Genomic DNA, 22915 nt, shown 5'->3' with positions numbered 1-22915 from the left:
CGGCGCCGACCGACACGCTCGTCGCCCCCGGCTGTGCGCCCAGGGCGAAATCGCGCCCCGCGCCGCGCTCGGCGTCGGCACCGCCCGGTAGAGTTGCCGTGTTCGCACACTACGGAGGAGATCGCGTGGAAATCCGCATCGGCATCGTCAACACCGGTCGTGAACTGAGCTTCGACACGTCCGCCAGCGCCGACGAGGTGCGCGCGCAGGTCACCTCCGCGCTGGAGCAGAACGTCAGCCACCTGAACTTCACCGACGCCAAGGGCAGCTCGTACATCGTCCCGACCGCGAACCTCGCCTACATCGAGCTGGGCACCGAGGAGTCGCGCCGCGTCGGCTTCGTCGCCTGACATGTACATCCTGCTCGCGCTGATCGCGGCCTGCGGTCTGGGCGTCGCCCTGCACTTCCTGATGCCGCACCGCGAGCTTCGCGGTGTGGCGGTGACGCCGGCCATCGCGACCGCTGTGGCCGCCGTCCTATACACCGCTCTGCAATGGGCGGGCGTCGGCGAGCAGAGCGTGTGGCTGTGGCTCGCGAGCATCGGCGGCGGACTGCTGATCGCCTTCGCCGTCACGCAGACGCTCACCATGCTGCGGGTGCGCAGCGACGCCGCGGCCAAGAGCGCGCTCGGCATCTGACGCCACCCCGGGCTCGCCCGATGGCGTCGTCTCGCGACGACGGACGCCGTCGGACGAAGACGGATGCCGTCAGGCAAGAACGGATGCCGTCAGCTTCAGCCGGATGCCGCTGAGCGCAGCGCTCGGCTACGAGGCGAGCCCCATCGCGTCCATCCGGCGCGCGTGCGCACCCATCAGCTCGGTGTAGACGGGCTCGATGCGCTTGTCGTCGGCCTTCAGCCGGTCGGGGCGCAGCGCATCGCGGCACACCAGCAGGGTGTCGCCGACGAGACGGCGCCCCCACATCGACAGCAGCGAACGCCACTCGTCGTCGCTCTCGATGGTCTGCTGGATGATCGCGACGATCTCACCGCCGGCGTCGGGCTGACGCAGGATCCCTGCGACCTGCTGCCCGGTCTCGCCGTAGCTCGAGGCCAGAGCAAGGTAGAAGTCGTCGAGCATTCCCGCGGTGAGGTAGACCGCCAGCAGCGTTTCCTCCTGCCGCTCGCCGATCGTCTTGCGGCGGAACGCGTCGAGATGCTCGCGGAACGGCAGCATCACCTCTGTGGGGTCCTCCCCCTGCTGCGCGATCAGCTGCACGATCGCGTGGTGCTTGTCGAGGGCGGCGCCGGCGGCGCGCGACAGCGCCTCCTTGCGGGCCAGCTCCGGCGTACCGCGGATGCTGCGGCTGAGCGTCTCGAAGTAGCCCAGCTGCAGATAGGCGGCCTGGCCGAGGAACCGGTTCAGCTCGGGGGCCAGTTCAGCGAAGTCGACGCGTGTGGCGTCGCCGCTGTCGCCCCGGCTGCGCAGCGTGAGCGTGCGCCGCTGGGGCTTGCGCTTCCAGAACCAGTTGACCACCCGCCCAGACTACTGGGCCGAACCCGGCTGACCGGATCTCTGGGCAGAGGACGCGCCTCGGGTAGGCTGTCACTGTCCTGCCATCGGAGCAGGGCCCCGCGCCTGTGGCAGCAGTTGACGGCGTGGATCCGTAACGAGGCGCCGCTCGCGTGGCTCACCGCCGCGCACGCGCCGGACAGGCAAGAACATACTGTGACCTCATTCGCTGATCTCGGAATCGATCAGGACATCGTCGACGCACTCGCCGCGAAGGGCATCGTCGACGCGTTCCCCATCCAGGAGCAGACCATCCCCCTCGGCCTTCCCGGCCAGGACATCATCGGCCAGGCCAAGACCGGAACGGGCAAGACCTTCGGGTTCGGCATCCCGGTCGTGCAGCGCCTGGGCGAGAACCCCGAGCCGGGGGTGAAGGCCCTCATCGTCGTGCCCACCCGCGAGCTCGCGGTTCAGGTGTACGAGGACATGGATCTGCTCACCTCGAACCGCTCGACGAGCGTCGTGGCGATCTACGGCGGCAAGGCCTACGAGGGTCAGATCGACCAGCTCAAGGCCGGCGCGCAGATCGTCGTCGGCACCCCCGGCCGCCTGATCGACCTGGCCAACCAGCGTCTGCTGGATCTGTCGAACGCGACCGAGGTCGTGCTCGACGAGGCCGACAAGATGCTCGACCTGGGCTTCCTCGCCGACATCGAGAAGATCTTCTCGAAGGTGCCCGCGGTGCGGCACACCCAGCTGTTCTCGGCCACCATGCCCGGCCCGATCGTCGCGCTCGCGCGCCGGTTCATGACCAACCCGATCCACATCCGGGCCAACGACCCCGACGAGGGGCTCACCCAGGCGAACATCAAGCACATCGTCTACCGGGCGCACTCGCTCGACAAGGACGAGGTCATCGCCCGCATCCTTCAGGCCGAGGGCCGCGGCAAGACCGTGATCTTCACCCGCACCAAGCGCGCCGCGCAGAAGCTGGTGGATGAGCTGGGCGACCGCGGCTTCAACGTCGGCGGTGTGCACGGCGACATGGGGCAGGAGCAGCGCGAGCGCTCGATGGCCGCGTTCAAGGCCGGCAAGCGCGACGTGCTGGTCGCGACCGACGTCGCCGCCCGCGGCATCGACGTCGACGACGTGACGCACGTGATCAACCACACCATCCCCGACGAGGAGAAGACGTACCTGCACCGCGCCGGCCGCACCGGCCGCGCCGGCAAGACGGGCATCGCAGTGACGTTCGTCGACTGGGAGGACCTGCACAAGTGGGCCCTCATCAACCGGGCGCTCGACTTCGGCCAGCCCGAGCCCGTCGAGACCTACTCGTCGAGCCCGCACCTGTACAGCGACCTCGACATCCCCGAGGGCACCAAGGGCCGCCTGCGCACGGCACCGAAGGCCGAGAAGCCGGCATCCGAGCGTCGTCAGCGTCAGCCGCAGAAGGCCGCGGATGCCGCCGCCGAGGGCACCGATGAGGGCACCACCCGTCGTCGTCGCCGCCGTCGTCGCGGTTCGGAGGGCGACAAGGTCGGTGCGACCTTCGCCGAGGGCACGGAGCAGTCGGCATCCGAGGGTTCCGCTCCCGCATCCGTCGACCGCGACGCGGACGGCGCGGGCACGCACGACGGTGACGCCACCCACGAGCACCGCGACGGCAAGCCGGCGCCGCAGCGCCGCCGCCGCCGTCGTCGCAGCGGTGGCGCCGCCCCTACGGGCGCCTGACCCACATCGCTGCTCGGGGGCCCCTTCCGATCCGTCGGGAGGGGCCTCGGCGCGTCATGGGGCGGCGGCAGCAGTGGGGCAGGCCGAGCGCCGCGCCGGGTTACCCGCGCCGCCCTATCCGCGCCGAGGGGCGGTGCCGGTGGCGCGGTCGATGATCCGCGCCACCATCTCGTCGGAGGTGGTGTTCTCACCGGGACGGTTGGGCTTGCCCGCACCGTGATAGTCGCTCGAGCCGGTCACGATGAGGTCGTGCTCGGCGGCCAGCTCCCGCAGCAGCCGCTTTCCTGCGACGGTGTTCTCCCGGTGATCGATCTCGAATCCCGCCAGGCCCTCGTCGATGAGTCGCTCCAGGAACGGCACCGGCATCATCCGGTCTCGGCCCGAGGTCACGGGGTGGGCGATGATCGCCACTCCCCCGGCCCGTGTGATCAGGCGGACGGCGGTCAACGGGTCGGGTGCGTAGTGCGGCTCGTAGTATCCCGTGCGCGGATGCAGGATGCCGTCGAACGCCTCGGTGCGGTCGCGCACGATCCCCCGCGCGACGAGCGCGTCGGCGATGTGCGGGCGGCCGACGGTGGCATCCGGGGTGGTCTGGGCGAGCACGTCGAGCCAGTCGAGGGTGTAGTCGCGGGAGATGTTGCGGACGATCCGCTCGGCGCGCCCCACGCGGTCGAACCGGATGCGGTCGGTCTCGGCCAGCAGGGCCGGATTCTCGGGATCGAAGAGGTAGCCGAGCACGTGGACACTACGCCATTCGTGCTTCGCCGACAGCTCGATGCCGGGCAGGAACGTCATCCCCAGCCGCACGGCCTCGTCGCCCGCCTCGTCCCAGCCGGTGGTGCGGTCGTGGTCGGTGAGGGCGAGGGTACGGATGCCGTGCGCGTGCGCCTGGCGCACCACCTCGGCGGGCGTCTCGGTGCCGTCGGAGTGGTTCGAATGCAGGTGCAGGTCGCTCGGCCCTGTGAAGAGGGAGTCGGCGGCCTGAGTCATCCTCCGAGCGTACCGCCAGGGCCGTCACAGCAGATTCCCCTAGGCTCGTGGCGATGCTTCGTCTGGTCGGAATCCTCTTCACCGTGCTCTTCGCCATTGCGACGGCGATCCTCGTCTGGCCGCAGTTCTTCCAGCTCGAAGGCACGTTCCCCATCGCGCAGATCATCGCCTCTCGCGCCCTGGTGCTGGCCGGTCTCCTGCTGATCGCGGTGCTCGCACTGCTGCTGCTTCTCGCGAGGCCGCTGCGCGGCTTCGCAGCATCCGTCCTCGTCGTCGCGCTGATCGGCGCGGCGGCGACCGGCGTCGTCGGCTGGATGCGCGGTCTGGGCCCCGGGTCGCTGCCGGAGAAGACGGATGCCGCGCTGCGCGTGCTCACCTGGAACACCAACGGCGCGGCCGTGTCGGCCGATCGGATCGCGCAGGTCATCGACGAGCAGGATGCCGACATCGTCGCCCTGCCCGAGACCTCCCAGGCGGTCGGTGAGCAGATCGCCATCCGGATGCGCGACGCCGGCAACCCGATGTGGGTGCACCACGTGAACATCCGCCCCGACGTGGTCAACGGGCCGCAGGCCTGGCAGACGACGATCCTGATCTCGGCCGATCTGGGCGACTACTCCGTGATCGCCTCATCGCGCGACGGCTCGAGCAACACCAGCTCGGTGCCGAGTGCGGTGGCGATGCCGACCGACGGCGAGGGTCCCACCATCGTCGCCGTGCACGCGGTCGCACCGCGCAAGGAGGCGATGACCGGGTGGAAGCAGGATCTCGACTGGATCGCCGACCAGTGTCCGGCGGGTGACTTCATCCTGGCCGGTGACTTCAACGCGACGCTGGATCACATGGCGTCCTTCGGCAGCGAGGGCGGCACGATGGGTCGCTGCCGCGACGCGGCGAGCGCGACCGGCACCGGCATGATGGGCACCTGGCCCGCCGATGTCCCCGCCCTGGTGGGCGCCCCGATCGACCACGTCATGGCGAGCGAGAACTGGCGGGCGACCGGCACCGTCGTCCTCGAGGACGCCGGTGGCAGCGACCACCGCGCGCTGGTCGCGCAGCTCGAGCCCGCCGGCTGATCCGCCGTCGGGACGGCATCCCACTCCCCCAGGTCGCACTTCTTCCCGTTCTCCCAGCGTCATTCCCAGACGGATCGCGACCTGGAGCGCCGGGTGACGGCCGATTCCGAGACGAATCGCGACCTGAGTGCGGGATGCCGCGACAGACTGGCATCGCGGCCCGCAGAACACCGAATTCTCGGGGCTCTCCCCCTCGCCGCGAGCGTGCCGATGACAGAATGGGGGCATGAGCAGCGCAGAGAACGACGCCGTCGTCGAAGCCCCAGCCGAACCACAGGCCGAGGAGAAGAACCCCCGCAAGCAGCCCTTCCCGCAGGGCTTCCTCAACACGATCTCTACCGGCTGGGCCGATCGCCCCGAGTCGATCCCCGTGGCCCGCGCGCAGGCCGCGTACGCGGCGGCACGGCGTGCGAAGGTGTCCGCCGCCTTCCCCGGCAAGCGTCTGGTCGTGCCGGCCGGCTCGCTCAAGCAGCGCAGCAACGACACCGACTACCCCTTCCGCGCGCACTCCGCGTTCCTGCACCTGACCGGGTGGGAGAACGACTCCGAGCCGGATTCGATGCTCGTGTTCGAGCCGACGGACGACGGCCATGACGTGACCCTGTTCTTCCGCGAGCGGGCCGACCGGACCACGAGCGAGTTCTACTCCGACGCGTCGATCGGCGAGTTCTGGATCGGCCCGCGTCCGTCGCTGGAAGGAGTGGCCGCCGACCTCGCCGTCGCGACCGCGCACATCGACGCGTTCCAGGCGGCAGACGACGACCTGACCGTCGACGCCGATGAGGAGCTCACCCGCTTCGTCTCCGAGCTGCGCCTGGTCAAGGACGAGTTCGAGGTCGCCGAGATGCGTCACGCGGTGGCCGTCACGGCATCCGGCTTCGACGACATCATCCGCGACCTCGACCGCGCCGTCGCGCACCCGCGCGGCGAGCGCATCGTCGAGGGTGTCTTCCACCAGCGCGCCCGCAGCGACGGCAGCTGGGAGGGCTACGACACGATCGCGGCATCCGGCCCGCACGCCTGCTACCTGCACTGGACCCGCAACGACGGGGCCGTCGTGCCGGGCGACCTGATCCTCATCGACGCGGGCGTCGAGGTCGACAGCCAGTACACCGCCGACATCACCCGCACCCTTCCCGTCAACGGCACCTTCTCGGACGTGCAGCGTCGCGTCTACGAAGTGGTGCTGGAGGCCGCGGATGCGGCGTTCGCCGCCGCCAAGCCGGGCGTGCGGTTCCGCACCGTGCACGAGGCCGCGATGGATGTCATCGCGCGCCGCACCGCCGAGTGGGGCGTGCTGCCGGTCACCGCGGACGAGGCGCTGGATGCCGACAAGGGCGGCCAGCACCGCCGCTACATGGTGCACGGCACCTCGCACCACCTGGGCATCGATGTGCACGACTGCGCGCAGGCGCGGCGCGAGATGTACTACGACGGCATCCTCGAGGCGGGCATGGTCTTCACCATCGAGCCCGGCCTGTACTTCCAGATCGACGACCTCACCGTTCCTGAGGAGCTGCGCGGCATCGGCGTGCGCATCGAGGACGACATCCTGATGACCGAGGACGGCCCCGTGAACCTGTCGGCCGACATCCCCCGCACCGTCGAGGATGTCGAGGCCTGGATCGCCCGGCTGAAGGGGTGAGCGTGGGCAACCTGTTCGTGGGAGGCCACCGGTGGGTGGATCAGGGCAAGCCGTAGCGTGACGACGCGGATGCACGACGGCCAGCTCGTCGTCGACGAGGAACTCGCGGGCGAGGTGATCGCCCGCGAGTTCCCGGAGCTGGCCGGGCTGCCGGTGCGCGCGATCTCGGGCGCGGGGACGGTCAACGCGATCTTCCGCGTGGGCGAGGAGTTCGCGGCGCGGTTCCCGCTGGCATCCGCCTCCCGTGCCGACCTCGAGGCCGAGGCGGCCGCTCTCGCCGAGTTCGCGCGATCGTCGCCGTTCCCGTCGCCGGTGCCGCTCGGCGTCGGCGGCGGCGACGAGCGGTACCCGTCGGCATGGTCGATGCAGAGCTGGGTGCAGGGCGAGGTCGCCGACCCGTTCGGCCAGTCCGGGTCGGACGGGTTCGCGGAGGATCTCGGGGCGCTGATCCTCGCGCTGAGGGCGGTGCCCGTCGGCGAGCGCGTCTTCGACGGGCAGGGTCGCGGTGGTGAGCCCGGCGACCATGACGACTGGATGGCGCACTGCCTCGCCCAGAGCGCGGGGAAGGTCGACGTCTCCGGGGTGGCGTCTGCGTGGGAGGTGCTGCGCGAGATGCCCGTCGCCGGCGAACATGTCATGAGCCACCGCGATCTGATCCCGGCAAACCTGCTCGTGTCTGACGGCCGGCTCTCCGGGGTGCTCGACGGGGCATCGTTCGGTCCGGCCGATCGATCGCTGGATCTCGTGTGCGCGTGGCATCTGCTGGACCATGGCGCGCGGGGGCGGCTGCGCGAGGTCGTCGGCGCGTCTGATCACGAGTGGCGTCGGGGCGCGGCCTGGGCGCTGCAGCAGGCGATGGGGCTGGTCTGGTACTACGAGCAGAGCAATCCGGTCATGGCCGAACTCGGCCGCAGCACGGTGGCGCGGGTGCTCGGTGATCAGGATGTGGTGGAGTGACGGAGGTCGGGGCGCAGTCAGTTCGAATCGGGTCACTGGAAGCGGATGGTTTTCGTAACCGTTCTGTTATCCGGATCGACGCAATCGTCATCGAATCTCCGTTCGAATGTCGGAGGTCCCTCGCACAATGGATTCATGGCCCTCCTCACCGACATCCAGCACCAGGTCGACGCGCTGCGCTACCTGTTCGGCATGGATGCGGAGGCGTCGGAGCTGCCCTCCCGGATGTCGGCGTTCGGCGCAGACGAACTGATGGATGCCGTGACCGCGGCATCCGAGCTGATGCGCGTTGTCGAGACGATCAGCATCGTCGGGGCAGGGATCACCGCGGCCCGCTCGAGCCGGGAAGCCGGGCAGGACGGGTTCGCACAATCGCGCGGTCACCGCACACCGGCAGGGCTCGTGCAGGACATCTCGGGGATCAGTCACGCCGAGGCACAGCGTCGGGTGCGACTCGGACTGTCGCTGCTTGAGGCCGACGGCGCGGAGGATGGTGGTGCCGGGCCGGATGACGATGCTGGGCCGGATGACGATGCTGGATTCGTCTTCAGCACCGGCGCTGACGACGAGGGTTCACAGGATGCTCCACCTGCGAAGCTGCCGTGGCACGCGGTGCTCTCCGCCGCGATGCTGCAGGGGCGCATCTCCCCCACGCAGCAGGACACGATCCTGCGCGGTCTGGGGCAGCCCATCGGCGATGACGAAGACACACATGCGGCGTGGTCCGCGGCCGCTGAGCAGCTGATCGAAGAGGCTGCACAGCGGACGGTCGAGGAGCTGCGGATCCAGGCCCGTGCGATCCGCGATCAGCTCGACCCGGACGGCGCAGAGCGTCGCTTCACGGAACGGTATGAGAGGCGTTCGTTCCGGATCTGGACGGATGCCGACGGCATCGAACGCGGGCACATCGACTTCGAGGACGACGGTGCGGCGTGGATCCGCACGATCCGCGACGCCGCGCTGCGTCCCCGGCGAGGCGGGCCGCGATTCGTCGACTCGACTGAGGCCGAGCAGGCCCGGGATCTGACCGCGGATGCTCGGACCAACGATCAGCTGAGCTACGACCTGCTGATCGACATGCTGCGCGCAGGAGCTCTCGCAGAGGCCGCCGAGGTCTTCGGAACGCGTCAGGCCGGCGTGCGAATCGTCCAGGTCATGGATGCCGCCGGCGACGCCACGAGCGCACGCACGGAGGACTACGGACTGTCGCTGCCCTTCACCGCGGTCGACCAGCACATCTGCGAGACCGGGACCGTGGCCGTGACGGTGGACACCTTCGGGAATCCGCTGGATGTCGGGCGCGAGCAGCGGTGTTTCACTCCCCGGCAGCGGATCGCACTGGCGATTCGCGACGGTGGATGCCGCTGGAAAGGATGCGACCGCCCCGCTTCGTACTGCGAGGCGCATCACATCGACGAATGGCATGCGGATCAGGGGCGTACCGACATCGACCGCGGGATCCTGCTCTGCCGATACCACCATGTGCAGCTGCATCACGGCGGCTGGCGCATCAGCCGCGCGGGCCGAGACGACTTCATGCTCCATCCGCCCGGCGGCAGTCCGCCTATCACTCTGCGTCCCCGCGCCGCGCTCGTCGCCGCGTGGGCGGGTATCGACCCGCCGCCGAAGAGATTCCGCCCCGACGCCGCGTGAACGAGTGCGGCCACCTGAGCGAGGGGGCTACATGAGCGAGGGGCTACATGAGCGAGGGCAACCGAATGAGCGAGGACGGCCACATGAGCGAGGGCAGCCGCATCGCAGCACATAGATGAGACAGACAGCCGTCGACCCCAGCACAACGCGGACGGCTATCGTGGCAGTCGTGCCCGACCGCCGACGCCTGACAACCGCCCTCACGGCGGCCACGGCCGGACTGACCGCCCTGTGGCTATGGGCGGTGCTGGTCGACCGGCACACCACCTCCCTCTGGCTTGGCGGCGCGACAGCCGAAGGCGCGTCGCGCCTCCCAGCCCGCACGCACGCTGTCGTCGTGCTCGGCTTCGGAAACCGCGGCGAGCGCGCCAACTTCGTCAACCGCTTCCGCGTTCGCGCGGGCATCCGATCCCTCGACCCCAGCGCCGAGAACCTGCTCGTCCTCTGCGGCGGCCCTGTGCACAGCACCACCTCCGAGGCCGCCATCATGCAGCGCCACGCTCGCGACCACCACTCCTACGTGGGCGCCACCGCGCTCGACACGACCAGCCGCTCGACCTGGGAGAACATCGCCCACGCCATCCCGCACCTCGAGACCGCCGACACGATCGCGATCGTCTCCAACGCACCGCACGCCGCGATGGGCCGCGAGATCCTCTGGCATCAGCGCCCAGACCTCGCCGCCCGGCTGGTCCCAGGCGCAGACCACCGCTTCGGCGAGGCGCCGCTGCTCAAGATCCTCAGCTCCCTGCGCACCGTCTACGCCAAGCGAACCGGCCTCTGGGCGCGAAGCACGCAGAACCGCCACGCCGAACCGGCGACATCGCCCTCCCCGCAACGCGCCGAGGCCAGGGACGCGATCTGACGTCACCCCGCCCCGGGTCACTGGGACAGCTGCCGCCCGCGGTACCGGGCAGTGCGCAGCTCCACAGCCCAGACGTCGCGCTCAGGCATCCGAAGCCGCTCCGCCACCGCGACCTCCGCCTCGATGTCGTAGGGCACCCGCACGAACTGGATGCCGAACGGCGCGTCGCACTCGCCGCCCGCAACGCCCTCGAGGATGACGTACGAGGGAGTCGGCTCGTCCAGCGGATTCCCCACGCTGCCGACGTTGAACAGCGTCCGCCCCTCGAAGGACTCGATGTACGCGTCGTGGATGTCGGCGTAGCCGACCACATCCGGCACCGGACCATCACCGGTCATCGCCGTGTTCGCGAACATGCCGGCGAACTCCTCGGTGCTGTGGTGGAAGTGCACCCGCACATGCGGGCTCTCGGCCGAAGCGTGGAACAGCCGGATGCGGCGCCCGCTCATCAACAGATCATGGCTCAGCGGCAGCGACGCGAGCCATTCCCGGCTCTCCGCCGACAGCTCATCACGCCACCAGACCAGCCCCTCCGACGCATCGTCACCGATGCCGGGAAGGAAGTCATCCCAGTTGCCGCGGACATTCACCGCGCACGCCTCCCGGCAGCGCCGCACCGCCGCCTCGCCGCGCGGACCCTTCCCCGCCGTGTCGCCGAGATTGACGATCCGCTCGACCCCCCGGCCATGGATGTCAGCGAGCACCGCCTCGAGCGCCCCGAGATTGCCATGCACGTCGGAGATGAGAGCGATGCGATCCGTCACTCCGACATCGTGTCACGACAGGCCGCCGCCCTCAGACCACCCGCCGGCATGAGACAACCGCAGTCGTGGCAGCGCACCCGGTCAGCCGAACTCCCGCGCACCCCCGAGGAACTGCACGACCGGGCCCGCGACCGACGCACCCACCTCAGCGGCCGGGCGCTTGCGGCCCTTCACCTCGAAGGAGTGCCCGCCGCCCTCGAACCACGCGATCCGCGCATCCTGACACGACGCCACCGCCTCCTCGAGCTGCGACAGCGGCTGCACGAACGGATCGTTCGTACCCTCCACGAACAGCTGCGGCGGGCGAACGGCAGGCAGATGCTCCACTCGCGGCTTGTCGGGACGCCCGGGCGGATGCAGCGGATACCCGAGGTACACGAGCCCATCGACCTCGAGCCCGTCGGCGACGGCCATGGACGCCATCCGCCCGCCGTACGACTTGCCGCACGCCCACACCGGCGCCCCCGGCGCATCCGCGCGGATGCGGTCGACGACCGCACGCCACGTGAGGATGGCGTGCGCAGCCGGCCCCGGCATCCGCCTGCCCGCCTCGACGTACGGGAAGTTGAACCGCACCGTCGTGAAGCCGCTCTCGCGCAGCGCCGCTGCGAACCCGACGAGGAACGGGTGGTCCATCCCCGCACCGGCACCGTGCGCGATCGCCACCACGCCCCGCGAATCGGCGGCATCCTCCCACGCCGTCGACACCGTCGCGTCGCCGGAGGGGAGGGCGACCGTCACGCTCATGACCGGCCCCCGACCAGCGGTAGGCGCACGACCTCACCACGCCGCGCCCGCAGGGTCGCCACGATCACGACGACGAGGTGCACCAGGCACACGGTCGCGTACAGCAGGATCGGGATGCCGAGCGGCAGGAAGCCGACCGGCTCAGGCGTGCCGAACAGGCGCGGCACCGACAGTGCCAGCTGCAGCACCAGCAGACCCGTGGAGACGATCAGGAAGATCGCACCCCAGCGTCGCGCCGCCGCCGCATTCGCCTTCGCGAGCGGCCCCTGACGCGACAGCGAGCCGTAGGCGGCGACCATCGCCCCGCCCGCCGCGAGCGCACCCAGCAGCGGAACAGGAAGCAGCACGAGCAGCCCGAGCGCCCAGGCCGAGACGCCCGTCGCCTCGCGGCCGGACATCGTCACCTCGTCTCAGGCGATCCGGAGCCGGCGTCGTCCGTACCGTCGCGCCCCGCGCCGGACGGTTCGGCCGTCGCGGCCGGCGACGCCGTCCCGCCCTGCCCGGCCGCGTCGGACTCAGCCGCCGCAGGCTCGGCCGACCCCGCGGGAGCACCGGCATCAACGCCAGCACCCGCCACCGCAGGTGCGACGGGCGCCGCGGCAGCGGCATCCGTCACCGGCTTCTCCGGCTTCTGCGGCTTCTCCACCGGCCCGGGAGCGGGCAGCCGCTCACCGAACTGCGGCGGCTCGCTCAGATCCACGGGCGGACGCGTCGTCGTGGGACGCTCTGTGCCCATCACCTGACGGGCCTTCGCGAGCGAACCGGGCTGCACGCGCACCTCGTAATGATCGGCGAGCATCTGCGTCATGCTGGCGAAATCGCGCCGCCGACGCACGATCGAATATGTGACCAGGCTCATGATCATGCCCAGCGCCACGCCGATGAGGATGAACCCCAGGAAGAGCGAGATCGGCGCGTCGGGGTTGCCGAACAGCATCACCGCCGACAGCACGAGCCCGATCAGCACGCCGTTGATCGCCCCTGAGCGCGCCGCGGCGGCGTATCCGAGCCGTCCCGTCACCCGCTCCACGGTGCGCACGCCCTGGCCGACGATGGCGATGTCGCGTGCCGGCACCTCACCGGCGATCAGCCTCGACACCGTCTTCTGCGCGACCTCGTAGTCGCGCGTCGACGCCACCATCTCGCCGAGGTCGTTGCCCTTTGCCGGACGATTCATCATGCTCATCGCCCCATTGTCCCATCGCGTGTCCCATCGTGCCCGTCGGGTCGGACATCCGAACCGGCCGCCGCAGGGACGCGGACTACGCTGGGCACGTGAGCACAAACCGGGTTTTCGTCGCGCGGCTGGCCGGCTGCGCCGTCTTCGATCCCGTGGGCGACCGGCTCGGCAAGGTCCGGGACGTCGTCGTCGTGTACAGGAAAACCGCGGCACCACGCGTGATCGGCCTGGTCGTCGAGATCCCGGGCCGCCGCCATGTGTTCCTCTCGATCGGGCGCGTCACCTCCATCCGCGCCGGCCAGGTGATCAGCACCGGGCTGATCAACGTGCGCCGGTTCCAGCCGCGCCCGGGAGAGGTTCGCGTGCTCGCCGAGTTCCTCGGCCGCCGGGTGAGCTTCGCCGACGGCAGCGGCACCGCCGTCGTCGAGGATGCCGCCATCGAGCAGGACAGGCACGGCGAGTGGGCCATCACCCAGCTGTTCCTGCGCAAGCCCAAGACCAGCGCGTCGCCGTTCGCGAAGGGCCCGACGACGTTCGCGGCCTGGAACGAGGTCACCGAGCGACAGCATGCGGGCGAGGCGCAGTCCGCCGAGCAGCTGGTCGCCACCTACTCCGAGCTGCACGCCGCGGACCTGGCCACCACCCTGCTCGACCTTCCCCAGCAGCGGCTGCTCGAGGTCGCCGAAGAGCTGCCCGACGAGCGCCTCGCCGACGCCCTCGAGGAGATGCCCGAGGACGAGCAGGTCGGCATCCTCGACCGCCTCGGCGACGAGCGCGCCGCCGACGTGCTCGACGAGATGGAACCCGACGACGCGGCCGACCTGCTCGCGCAGCTGCCGCCCGAGCGGCTCGAGCAGCTGCTCGCACTCATGGAGCCCGAAGAGGCCGAGGACGTGCGGATGCTGCTGCGCTACGGCCCCGACACCGCGGGTGGTCTGATGACGACCGAGCCGATCATCCTCTCCGCCGACGCGACCGTCGCCGAGGCCCTCGCCCTCATCCGCCGGCACGAACTGCATCCGGCTCTCGCGGCCGCCGTGTTCGTCACCCTGCCGCCGTTCGAGACCCCCACGGGACGCCTGCTGGGCGTGGTGCACTTCCAGCGGATGCTGCGCTACCCGCCGCACGAACGGCTCGGCGCGATCCTCGACGACAGCCTCGAACCGGTCGCGGTCACCGCATCCGCCGCCGAGGCCGCCCGGATGCTCGCCAGCTACGACCTCGTGTCGCTGCCCGTGATCGACGCCGCGCACCGCCTCGTCGGCGCGATCAGCGTCGACGACGTGCTCGACCACCTGCTGCCCGACGACTGGCGCACGCACGACGCCGACGACGCCGAGCACGCCGGGAAGACGGGCGAGACCCGATGATGGCCCGCTCCCCCCGCCTCGACACGCCCCTGGGCCGCAGCGGAGCGACGCGCCCCTCGGCCCCCTCGCGCGACCGCTTCGGCCGGTTCACCGAATGGGTCGCCCGCGCGATGGGCACCCCGGCGTTCCTGGTCATCCTCACCCTGTTCTGCGCGGCGTGGATCGCGTGGAACACGCTGATGCCTCGTCACCTGCGCTTCGACGACGCCACACTCGGGTTCACCGCCCTCACCCTGATGCTGTCGCTGCAGGCGTCGTACGCGGCGCCCCTCATCCTGCTCGCGCAGAACCGGCAGGATGACCGCGACCGCGTGCAGATCGAGCAGGATCGTCAGCGGGCCGAACGGAACCTCGCCGACACCGAGTACCTGGCGCGTGAGATCGTCGCGCTGCGCCTCGCCCTCGAGGAGCGCACCGCGCAGACCATCACCCGCGACGTGCTGCGCCAGGAGCTGCGCGCGCTGCTCGCCGACCTCGAGAAGCAGCCGGCCGACGACGAGGGCGCGTCATGACCCTCGCCGACCAGGTGCGCACGGCCGTCTCGGCCGTGACCGACCCCGAGCTGCGCCGGCCGATCGGCGACCTCGACATGGTGCGCGACATCGAGGTCGACGGCACGACCGCACAGGTGGGCATCGCGCTCACCATCGTCGGATGCCCTGCGGCACAGCGCATCGAGAGCGACGTGCGCGCAGCCGCGGCATCCGTGCCCGGAATCGACGACGTGAACGTCGACGTGGGCGTGATGACACCCGACGAGCGCCGGGCGCTCACCGAGAAGCTGCGCGCCGGCCGGCCGGTGCGGCAGATGCCGTTCGGCCCCGACTCGCTCACCCGCGTCATCCTCGTCTCCAGCGGCAAGGGCGGCGTCGGCAAGTCGACCGTGACCGCGAACCTCGCGGTCGCCCTGGCCCAGCAGGGTCTGCGGGTCGGACTCGTGGATGCCGATGTGCACGGCTTCTCGATCCCGGGCCTGCTCGGCATCCCAGCCGGTACCCAGCCGACGCGCATCGACGACCTGATGCTGCCGCCCGTCGCGCACGACGTGAAGACCGTGTCGATCGGGATGTTCCTGCGTGAGGGTGAGTCGGTCGTCGCCTGGCGGGGTCCGATGCTGCACCGCACCGTGCAGCAGTTCCTCACCGACGTGTTCTTCGGCGACCTCGACGTGCTGCTCATCGACATGCCGCCTGGCACCGGCGACGTGGCCATCTCGATCGGGCAGATCCTTCCGCACGCCGACGTGCTCGTGGTCACCACCCCTCAGCAGGCGGCCGCCGAGGTCGCAATCCGCAGCGGGCTGGTGGCCAGGCGCACGGGTCAGCACGTGATCGGCGTGGTCGAGAACATGGCCCCGTTCACGCTGCCCGACGGGACCGTGATCGACCTGTTCGGCTCCGGCGGCGGCGCCGAGGTGGCCCGTGCGCTGAGCGAACCGGGCGACCACGGTCAGCCGGCGGAGGACGTGCCGCTGATGGCATCCATTCCGCTCAGCCCCGCACTGCGGGAGGGCGGGGATGCCGGACGGCCGGTCGTGCTCGACCGGCCGGACGACGCGGCGGCGCAGGCGATCATCGCCCTGGCGCGGGACATCTCGCATCGGAGGCGCGGCCTGGCCGGGCGTCCGCTGCCCATGCGGCTCACCTGAACGGATGCGCCGCGCGCCGAAGCCGCGCGAGTCACTCGTTCCGCAAGCCCACCGGGATCAGGTCGCCTCGACGTCGAAAGGCGGCGGGGTGGTGCGGCTGAACGCGGTACGGGTGAAGACCGGACGCGGCTCGGCGACGACTGGATCGGTCACCACCGGGCGCTGGGGCGCGGGCGGGGTGTCGAACCCGGGCTCCTCGAAGAGCGCGTCGCGGATGATGCGCCGCGGGTCGTACTGACGCGGATCCAGCTTGCGCCAGTCGACCTCGTCGATCTCGGGGCCGAGCTCATCGCGCATCCGGCTCTTGGTGTCGCGCAGGTACTCCCCTGCACGACGGACGATCCTCGCGAACGACTCAGCCGCCTTCGGCAGCCGCTCGGGACCGATGATGAGCACAGCGACAAGGCCGATCAGCAGCAGCTTGTCGAAGGTCAGCCCCAATTCCATGACCCCAGGCTACCCGTCGCGCCTACCGTTGTGATCCACCGGCGGCGCTTACGCTGGGAATGACCGAGTTTCAGGAGCAGCACATGAGCGAGCACGACGCGAACGCCCGATTCGCCCGCGAGACCATCGTGGAACCCGCCGCCATCGCCCGCGCGCGCATGCACGCCGTCGAGCTCGGCGCGACGCCGATCAGCCCGGAGATCGGAGCGCAGTGCGCCGTGCTGGCCGCGACCTCGGCCGCGCGCTCCATCGTCGAGATCGGCACGGGCGCCGGCGTCTCGGGCCTGTGGCTGCTGCGCGGAGCCCCGCAGGCGGTGCTGACCAGCATCGACAACGAACCCGAGCACCTCGCCGCCGCCCGGCAGGCCTTCGCGGAGGCGAAGATCCCTGCGGCGAAGGCCCGCTTCATCACCGGCCGCGCCGCTGACGTCCTGCCCCGCATGAACGAGGGCGCCTACGACATCGTGCTCATCGACGCGGATGCCGAGAACGTGATCGAGTACGTCGAGCACGGCCTGCGCCTGGTGCGCACCGGCGGTCTCGTGCTCGTTCCGCGCGTACTCGCCGGCGGCCGGGTCGCCGACCCGGTGCAGCGGGATGCCGTGACCTCGGCGTACCGTTCGCTCGTGCAGGAGACCCAGGAGTCACCCGCCGTCCTCGCCGCGCTCTCCACGAGCGGCGAGGGCCTGCTGCAGCTCTCCCGCGTCTCGGCCTGAGACCCGGGGCACAGCGCCTTCGGCACCGATGCCCGGACGCGAGAAGAGGGGCGATGGATCATTCCATCGCCCCTCTTCGTGTCGTGGGTCAGGCCGCGTTCACGACGGCGGCGAGCACGTCGTGGAGCTCCTTCGCCTCCGCGTCGTTCACGGAGACGACCAGACGGCCCCCACCTTCGAGCGGAACCCGCACGATGATGAGCCGCCCTTCCTTCACAGCCTCCATCGGTCCGTCGCCGGTCCTCGGCTTCATCGCTGCCATCGTGGCTCCCTTTCCCTCGGTGGTATGCATCAAGTTTATCGTCACCATGCGCCCGAAGCATGCCACCGCGACACAAACACTGCGCGCGGCGCTGTGCACCACCTCTGAACGGGCTATGGAACCTGCCAGAACGTCTGCGCGAGCCCGTACATCGACAGGATCCAGAGCCACTGCGCGAGCAGGCACAGCCCCAGCATGAGCCCGCGGAACCAGCGCTGCCGCGGCACGGCCAGCGCGCCCCACAGCGGTGTGAGCGGCATCAGCAGGCGCAGCGTGCTCGACTGAGGGAAGAACACCGCCAGCAGGTAGAGCAGATAGCTCGCGCTCCACAGCCGGATGTCGGCGCCCAGCCGCCGCACCTGCGGGGCTCGCAGCAGCAGCAGCACCGCACCCGCGACGACGACGACCAGGCCGATCCAGCCGATCCACGCCGCCAGCCCGGCCTGACCGGCCCAGAACTCCGCACCGCGGACGAACCCCTCGAAGGGGATGAACTCCGGATTGGGGTCGGCGAGCCAGTTGCGTCGCCAAGACAGCTCGGTCTTCAGGTACGCGGCCGGGTCTCCGGTGACGACCGCGGCGACCACCTGCCACGAGAACCCGACAACCGTCGCCAGCGCCCCGAGCGCGACGATGTGCACGATGTGCCGTGCGGGCAGTGGTTGCTCATGGCGCCGCATCCAGCGCAGGATGCCGTGCAGCCCCAGGTACAGGGCGAACGCGAGGATGCCGGGGCGCGTGAAGCCCATCACCGGGATCACGAGGTACAGCAGCGGGTAGCGGTGGCGGGAGGCGAGATCCAGCGCGATGAGCAGCAGTAGGGTGAACAGCGCCTCGGCGTAGCCGACCTGGAACAGCGCGGCCAGCGGTCCGCTCGCGAAGAACGCGACTGCCCACAGCGCCTGCCTCGATCCGATGCGGGCGTGCAGCAGACGATGCAGCATCAGGCAGGCGAGATATCCGGCCAGCAGCGAGATGAACAGCGCCCCTGCACCCCAGTCGCCGAACCCGACCCACTTCGCAAGATACGCGTACACCGGCATGAACGCCCAGGCGTTCTCGCCCACCTGACCGTCAGCGGTCAGCGGCAGCACCGACGGGTAGCCGTTCTCGGCGACCCACCAGTACCACTGCGCGTCCCAGCCGAGCACGAAGCTGCGCAGGTCGGGATCGAAGCCGAACCGCGACTGCACGGTCGACACCTGGGATGCCAGCAGCAGGAACCCGGTGGTCACCAATCGGGCGAGCAGGTAGACGACGGCGATGCGCCCGACGATCGGCAGGCGCACCCAGTGACGGATGCCGGACGTCAGGATGCCGTGAGCCACGCGCGCAGCCCGTGTTCGACCGCCTCGATCTGAGCCAGGGGCACGCGCTCCTCGTCGTGGTGCGCGAGGTGAGGGTCGCCAGGACCGTAGTTGACTGCGGGAACCCCCATGGCCGAGAAGCGGGCGACATCGGTCCAGCCGTACTTGGCGTGCGCCTCGCCGCCGACGGCGGCGACGAAGCGCTGCGCGATCGGGGCGTCGAGTCCTGGGCGGGCGCCGGCTGCGGCATCCGTGATCTCGACCTCGAACCCGTCGAACGCGGCTCGCACGTGCGCTTCGGCGTCGGCGACGGTCCGGCTCGGCGCGAAGCGGTAGTTGACCTCGACCTCGCACAGGTCGGGGATGACGTTGCCCGCGATGCCGCCGCGGATCGCCACCGCGTTCAGGCCTTCGCGGTAGCCGAGCCCCTCGACGTCGATCTCACGCGCACGGTACTCGGCGAGGCGGCTGAGGATGGGCGCGGCCGCGTGGATGGCGTTCTCACCCACCCACGAGCGCGCTGAGTGGGCGCGGACGCCGCGCGTGCGGACGACGGCGCGCATGGTGCCGTTGCATCCGCCCTCCACCCGTCCGTCGGACGGCTCGCCCAGGATGGCGAAGTCGGCGGCGAACAGGTCGGGGCGCGCCTCTGCGAGCAGCTTGAGTCCGTTCAGCGACTCGGCGACCTCTTCGTTGTCGTACCACATCCAGGTGATGTCGACGATGGGGTCGGTGAGCTCAGCGGCGAGCTTGAGCTGCACGGCGACGCCCGCCTTCATGTCGACGGTCCCGCGGCCCCACAGGTGCGGTTCGCCGTTCAGCTCAACGTCGCGGGTGGGCACGTTGCCGTTGATCGGCACGGTGTCGATGTGCCCGGCGATCACGACCCGTTGCGCACGCCCGAGGTTCGTGCGCGCGACGACGGTGTTGCCGTGGCGGATCACCTCGAGGTGCGGCTGCAGCCGCATCGCCTGCTCGATCTCGTCGGCGAGGCGGACCTCGGTTCCCGAGACGCTCGGTATGTCGCAGATGACGCGGGTGATGTCGGTGGCGGATGCGGTCAGATCGAGCACCATGCCCTCCAGCCTAGGTGCTGGTGCGCGCACGTCGTCGCCCGTCACACGTCCAGCGGCGGGACGGCCGCTCGCGCTAGCGTTGCAGGATGAGCAACACGCGCACGGTATGGGGCAGGGGCCTGAGCACGATCGCATCCGACGGGACCGTCCTGGACGCCTGGTTCGCGGAGGTCGGGCTCGACGAGCCGGATGCCGCTGCCGAAGCGCCCGCATGGGGTGCGGCCACCGGCCCGGATGACCGCCGCGCGGTCGTCGTCGAGCCCGTCGAGCTCACGATCGACCTGGATGCGCCTGTCGGCTCGACCGTGGATGCCTACCTGCGTCTGCACGCGCTCTCGCATCTGCTGGTACGCCCGAACGGGCTGAGCCTGGACGGCATCTTCGGCCACCTGCCCACGGTGGCGTGGACGAATGCCGGCCCGATGCTTCCCACGGATGCCGCGCGCCTTCGGCCGTGGCTGCAGCGGCACGGCATCCAGGTGCAGGGGCTGGACAAGTTCCCGCGCCTGACCGACTACGTCCAGCCCCAGGGAGTGCGCATCGCCGACCCGTCGCGCGTGCGCCTCGGCGCCCACCTCTCCCCCGGCACGACTGTCATGCACGAGGGCTTCGTGAACTTCAACGCCGGCACGCTCGGGGCGTCGATGGTCGAGGGCCGTATCTCGCAGGGCGTGATCGTCGGCGACGGCAGCGACATCGGCGGCGGCGCCTCGATCATGGGCACCCTCTCGGGCGGCGGCTCGCATCGCATCTCGATCGGCGCGCGCAGCCTTCTCGGCGCGAACGCCGGTGTCGGCATCTCACTCGGTGACGACTGCGTCGTCGAGGCGGGACTCTACGTCACCGGAGGAACGAAAGTGGTGCTGGCCGACGCCGCTCCCGCTCCCGATGGCGGCAGGCAGACGGTCAAGGCATCCGAGCTGTCCGGCGCGGACGGCATCCTGTTCCGCCGCAACTCGCTCAGCGGCGCTGTCGAGGCCGTGCGCCGCACCGGTGTCGGCGTCACCCTCAACGAGGCACTGCACGCCTGACTCCCGCTCCTTCTCCGCGTATGTACAGGCGGGGCGGGGCGGGACTGTTAGGCTGAATGCGACGCTCCTCGCGAAGCGAGACGTCTGCGTCGTCGAAACACCTCCGCGCCGGTATCCGGCAGCGGGCATCTCGAGCGGCGGAACGATGCGCGAACCCGCGCCGTCGCCCCCTCCCGCAGTACCCCTGCGCCTTCTTCCGGAGACACACCATGCCTTCCTTCCTCGACCTCGGCGTGCCCGCCGCCCTCGCGAACGTGCTCGCCGCCGACGGCAAGACCGAGCCGTTCGCCATCCAGCGCGACACGCTGCCCGACTCCCTCGCCGGTCGCGACCTGCTCGGCCGCGGCCGCACCGGCAGCGGCAAGACAATCGCCTTCTCGCTGCCCCTGGTGGCGCGACTGTCGGCCTCGTCATCAAAGCGCCAGTCGCAGCGGCCCCGCGGCCTCGTGCTCGCGCCCACCCGTGAACTGGCGACGCAGATCGCCGCGACCATCAAGCCGCTCGCCGAGGCGGCCGGCATGCGGGTCACCACCGTCTTCGGCGGCGTCAGCCAGCGTCCGCAGGAGCAGGCGCTGCGCAACGGCGTGGACATCGTCGTGGCCTGCCCCGGCCGTCTCGAGGACCTCATGAAGCAGGGCGTCGTCTCGCTGGATTCGGTCGAGATCGCCGTTCTCGACGAGGCCGACCACATGGCGGACCTCGGCTTCCTTCCCGGCGTCACCCGGATCCTCGCCGCCACCCCGCAGCGCGGGCAGCGCCTGCTGTTCAGCGCCACGCTGGATCGCGGCATCGACACGCTCGCCAAGCGCTTCCTGCACGACCCGGTCAGCCACGAGGTCGACGAGGCCAGCGTGCCGGTGGGCGAGATGACGCACCGCGTGCTCGTCGCCGCCGACGCGGACGCCAAGAAGCAGCTGGTGCAGGACCTCGCCTCGGGTATGGGCCGCCGCATCCTGTTCACCCGCACCAAGCACCACGCGAAGAAGCTTGCCAAGCAGCTGACCTCGGCCGGCATCCCCTCGGTCGACCTGCACGGCAACCTCGGCCAGAACGCGCGCGAGCGCAACCTCGCCGCGTTCGGCACCGACCCCGCCGACGGCGGTGTGCGCGTGCTCGTCGCGACCGACGTGGCCGCACGAGGAGTGCACGTCGATGACGTGGAACTGGTCGTCCACGTCGACCCGCCCGTCGAGCACAAGGCGTACCTGCACCGCTCGGGCCGCACCGCACGCGCCGGCGCCGCCGGCACCGTGGTCACCCTGATGCTGCCGGAGCAGCGCCGCGACGTGAAGGACCTGCTGCGCAAGGCGCAGATCACCGTCGGACTCGAGGATGCCACTTCCGCCATCGTCGACGAGCTGGTCGGCGATCGTGCCGCGAAGGTGAAGTCCGTGCCGGTGGTGAAGCAGCCGCAGGGCGCACCGCGGGCCAAGAGCATCGGCTCGGCTCAGCCGCAGGGCCGGTCCGGTCGCGGTCAGTCGCGAGGTGGACAGGGCTCATCGGGCCAGGGCTCAGGTGCTGACTCCGGTTCGGGCGGCCGTCGCCGTCGCAGCGGCGGACGTGGCGCTGGATCGGGTGCCGGTCAGTCCGGTCAGGTCCGCGAGCAGACCGGCCAGCACAACGCCGGTGGTCAGAGCCACGCACAGCCGCGTCGCGCCGGCGGCCAGACTCACGCTGCGGGCCAGGGCCACACTGCCGGACAGGGCCACGCCGGCGCCGCGCACAACAGCGCACGTGCCGCGGGCCAGGGCCGTCCGGCCGGCTCGCGCCGCGCCAGCCGCCCGCAGGGCCGCTGACCGACTCCGCCCTCGAGTTCGCGGGCTCATATATGGCCGCCTCAGCCTGAACGAGGCAGCCATATGGGCCCCCGAACACAGACGAACCCGCCGCCGGCACCGAGCACCTGCCGCGGATTTCTGCACCTGCCGCGGACGGATCTGCGCAGAACGTCCGCGCGAAGCGCACATCTCCGCGCGAAGCGCACATCTCCGCGCG

Annotated in this window: 24 protein-coding genes; 14 read left to right on the top strand and 10 right to left on the bottom strand. The window is 70.6% G+C overall.

All coding sequences use genetic code 11. From position 1 onward, the window contains the following. The first annotated feature begins 125 nt into the window (after positions 1 to 125). Together H7694_RS05035 and H7694_RS05030 are read left to right on the top strand one after the other, a co-directional pair. Positions 126 to 350, top strand: a complete 225-nt coding sequence (locus H7694_RS05035; RefSeq protein ID WP_193598447.1) for a DUF3107 domain-containing protein — start codon at positions 126 to 128, stop codon at positions 348 to 350. A gap of 1 nt (position 351) precedes the next feature. Next, a complete protein-coding gene (locus tag H7694_RS05030; protein WP_193598446.1) occupies positions 352 to 639 on the top strand; it encodes a hypothetical protein in 288 nt (95 codons plus the stop codon). 126 nt (positions 640 to 765) lie between these two features. Here the strand turns inward: H7694_RS05030 and H7694_RS05025 are convergent, their stop codons facing one another. After that, positions 766 to 1476: a ferritin-like fold-containing protein gene (locus tag H7694_RS05025; RefSeq protein WP_193598445.1), complete on the bottom strand. Its 711-nt coding sequence runs from the start codon at positions 1474 to 1476 to the stop codon at positions 766 to 768. A gap of 192 nt (positions 1477 to 1668) precedes the next feature. On the opposite strand from H7694_RS05025, the gene H7694_RS05020 reads away from it, so the two are divergent. After that, complete coding sequence (locus H7694_RS05020) at positions 1669 to 3186, top strand: DEAD/DEAH box helicase (protein WP_193598444.1); 1518 nt, start codon at positions 1669 to 1671, stop codon at positions 3184 to 3186. Between the two features lie 114 nt (positions 3187 to 3300). Here H7694_RS05020 and H7694_RS05015 read toward each other — a convergent pair whose 3' ends face one another. Then, complete coding sequence (locus H7694_RS05015) at positions 3301 to 4176, bottom strand: PHP domain-containing protein (protein ID WP_193598443.1); 876 nt, start codon at positions 4174 to 4176, stop codon at positions 3301 to 3303. Positions 4177 to 4229: 53 nt separating this feature from the next. Between H7694_RS05015 and H7694_RS05010 the strand changes: the two genes are divergently transcribed. The 5 genes from H7694_RS05010 to H7694_RS04990 all read left to right on the top strand — a co-directional run bounded on the left by H7694_RS05010 (position 4230) and on the right by H7694_RS04990 (position 10372). Continuing rightward, on the top strand, positions 4230 to 5252 hold the full coding sequence (locus H7694_RS05010; RefSeq protein ID WP_193598442.1) for an endonuclease/exonuclease/phosphatase family protein: 1023 nt from the start codon (positions 4230 to 4232) through the stop codon (positions 5250 to 5252). A gap of 226 nt (positions 5253 to 5478) precedes the next feature. Further along, on the top strand, positions 5479 to 6897 hold the full coding sequence (locus H7694_RS05005) for an aminopeptidase P family protein (RefSeq protein ID WP_193598441.1): 1419 nt from the start codon (positions 5479 to 5481) through the stop codon (positions 6895 to 6897). 57 nt (positions 6898 to 6954) lie between these two features. Next, the gene (locus tag H7694_RS05000) at positions 6955 to 7854 is read left to right on the top strand and encodes a phosphotransferase (RefSeq protein WP_227468299.1); all 900 of its coding nucleotides are present in this window, start codon (positions 6955 to 6957) and stop codon (positions 7852 to 7854) included. Between the two features lie 135 nt (positions 7855 to 7989). Beyond that, positions 7990 to 9507: a DUF222 domain-containing protein gene (locus H7694_RS04995; protein ID WP_193598440.1), complete on the top strand. Its 1518-nt coding sequence runs from the start codon at positions 7990 to 7992 to the stop codon at positions 9505 to 9507. 169 nt (positions 9508 to 9676) lie between these two features. Then, positions 9677 to 10372 (top strand): YdcF family protein, encoded by a 696-nt coding sequence (locus H7694_RS04990; protein WP_227468298.1) that lies wholly within the window; start codon positions 9677 to 9679, stop codon positions 10370 to 10372. Positions 10373 to 10389: 17 nt separating this feature from the next. Here H7694_RS04990 and H7694_RS04985 read toward each other — a convergent pair whose 3' ends face one another. The 4 genes from H7694_RS04985 to H7694_RS04970 all read right to left on the bottom strand — a co-directional run bounded on the left by H7694_RS04985 (position 10390) and on the right by H7694_RS04970 (position 13069). Continuing rightward, a complete protein-coding gene (locus H7694_RS04985; protein WP_193598439.1) occupies positions 10390 to 11136 on the bottom strand; it encodes a metallophosphoesterase family protein in 747 nt (248 codons plus the stop codon). Between the two features lie 81 nt (positions 11137 to 11217). Continuing rightward, positions 11218 to 11883 (bottom strand): alpha/beta family hydrolase, encoded by a 666-nt coding sequence (locus H7694_RS04980; protein ID WP_193598438.1) that lies wholly within the window; start codon positions 11881 to 11883, stop codon positions 11218 to 11220. Continuing rightward, complete coding sequence (locus tag H7694_RS04975) at positions 11880 to 12281, bottom strand: DUF4870 domain-containing protein (RefSeq protein WP_193598437.1); 402 nt, start codon at positions 12279 to 12281, stop codon at positions 11880 to 11882. Before H7694_RS04975 ends, H7694_RS04980 begins: the two co-directional genes overlap by 4 nt. Before the next feature lie 2 nt (positions 12282 to 12283). After that, positions 12284 to 13069, bottom strand: a complete 786-nt coding sequence (locus tag H7694_RS04970) for a general stress protein (RefSeq protein ID WP_193598436.1) — start codon at positions 13067 to 13069, stop codon at positions 12284 to 12286. Positions 13070 to 13158: 89 nt separating this feature from the next. Here H7694_RS04970 and H7694_RS04965 point away from each other — a divergent pair, with 89 nt between their 5' ends. The 3 genes from H7694_RS04965 to H7694_RS04955 are packed head-to-tail and all read left to right on the top strand — an operon-like array spanning position 13159 to position 16081. After that, complete coding sequence (locus tag H7694_RS04965) at positions 13159 to 14433, top strand: magnesium transporter MgtE N-terminal domain-containing protein (RefSeq protein WP_193598435.1); 1275 nt, start codon at positions 13159 to 13161, stop codon at positions 14431 to 14433. Beyond that, the gene (locus tag H7694_RS04960) at positions 14433 to 14945 is read left to right on the top strand and encodes a DUF1003 domain-containing protein (protein ID WP_193599079.1); all 513 of its coding nucleotides are present in this window, start codon (positions 14433 to 14435) and stop codon (positions 14943 to 14945) included. Before H7694_RS04965 ends, H7694_RS04960 begins: the two co-directional genes overlap by 1 nt. After that, positions 14942 to 16081 carry an Mrp/NBP35 family ATP-binding protein gene (locus H7694_RS04955; protein ID WP_193598434.1) on the top strand — a complete coding sequence of 380 codons (1140 nt, stop codon included), beginning with the start codon at positions 14942 to 14944 and terminating at the stop codon, positions 16079 to 16081. Before H7694_RS04960 ends, H7694_RS04955 begins: the two co-directional genes overlap by 4 nt. A gap of 57 nt (positions 16082 to 16138) precedes the next feature. Here H7694_RS04955 and H7694_RS04950 read toward each other — a convergent pair whose 3' ends face one another. Further along, positions 16139 to 16528, bottom strand: a complete 390-nt coding sequence (locus H7694_RS04950) for a twin-arginine translocase TatA/TatE family subunit (protein WP_193598433.1) — start codon at positions 16526 to 16528, stop codon at positions 16139 to 16141. Positions 16529 to 16611: 83 nt separating this feature from the next. Between H7694_RS04950 and H7694_RS04945 the strand changes: the two genes are divergently transcribed. After that, complete coding sequence (locus H7694_RS04945; protein WP_193598432.1) at positions 16612 to 17244, top strand: O-methyltransferase; 633 nt, start codon at positions 16612 to 16614, stop codon at positions 17242 to 17244. Between the two features lie 88 nt (positions 17245 to 17332). Here H7694_RS04945 and H7694_RS04940 read toward each other — a convergent pair whose 3' ends face one another. From H7694_RS04940 to dapE, 3 genes are all read right to left on the bottom strand, one after another. Further along, positions 17333 to 17506 (bottom strand): DUF3117 domain-containing protein, encoded by a 174-nt coding sequence (locus tag H7694_RS04940; protein ID WP_120229198.1) that lies wholly within the window; start codon positions 17504 to 17506, stop codon positions 17333 to 17335. A gap of 113 nt (positions 17507 to 17619) precedes the next feature. Beyond that, positions 17620 to 18834, bottom strand: a complete 1215-nt coding sequence (locus H7694_RS04935; RefSeq protein WP_227468297.1) for a hypothetical protein — start codon at positions 18832 to 18834, stop codon at positions 17620 to 17622. Continuing rightward, a complete protein-coding gene (dapE, locus tag H7694_RS04930) occupies positions 18816 to 19889 on the bottom strand; it encodes a succinyl-diaminopimelate desuccinylase (RefSeq protein WP_193598431.1) in 1074 nt (357 codons plus the stop codon). Before dapE ends, H7694_RS04935 begins: the two co-directional genes overlap by 19 nt. A gap of 86 nt (positions 19890 to 19975) precedes the next feature. Between dapE and dapD the strand changes: the two genes are divergently transcribed. Next, entirely contained in the window at positions 19976 to 20920 is a 945-nt protein-coding gene (gene dapD / locus H7694_RS04925) for a 2,3,4,5-tetrahydropyridine-2,6-dicarboxylate N-succinyltransferase (RefSeq protein ID WP_193598430.1), read from the top strand. A 209-nt stretch (positions 20921 to 21129) separates the two neighbouring features. Further along, positions 21130 to 22716, top strand: a complete 1587-nt coding sequence (locus H7694_RS04920) for a DEAD/DEAH box helicase (RefSeq protein WP_193598429.1) — start codon at positions 21130 to 21132, stop codon at positions 22714 to 22716. Positions 22717 to 22915: the final 199 nt, after the last annotated feature.

Origin of the sequence: Microbacterium sp. YJN-G (assembly GCF_015040615.1) — a bacterium.
Taxonomy (GTDB): Bacteria; Actinomycetota; Actinomycetes; order Actinomycetales; family Microbacteriaceae; genus Microbacterium.
This window is presented reverse-complemented; position numbering and strand designations above follow the sequence as displayed.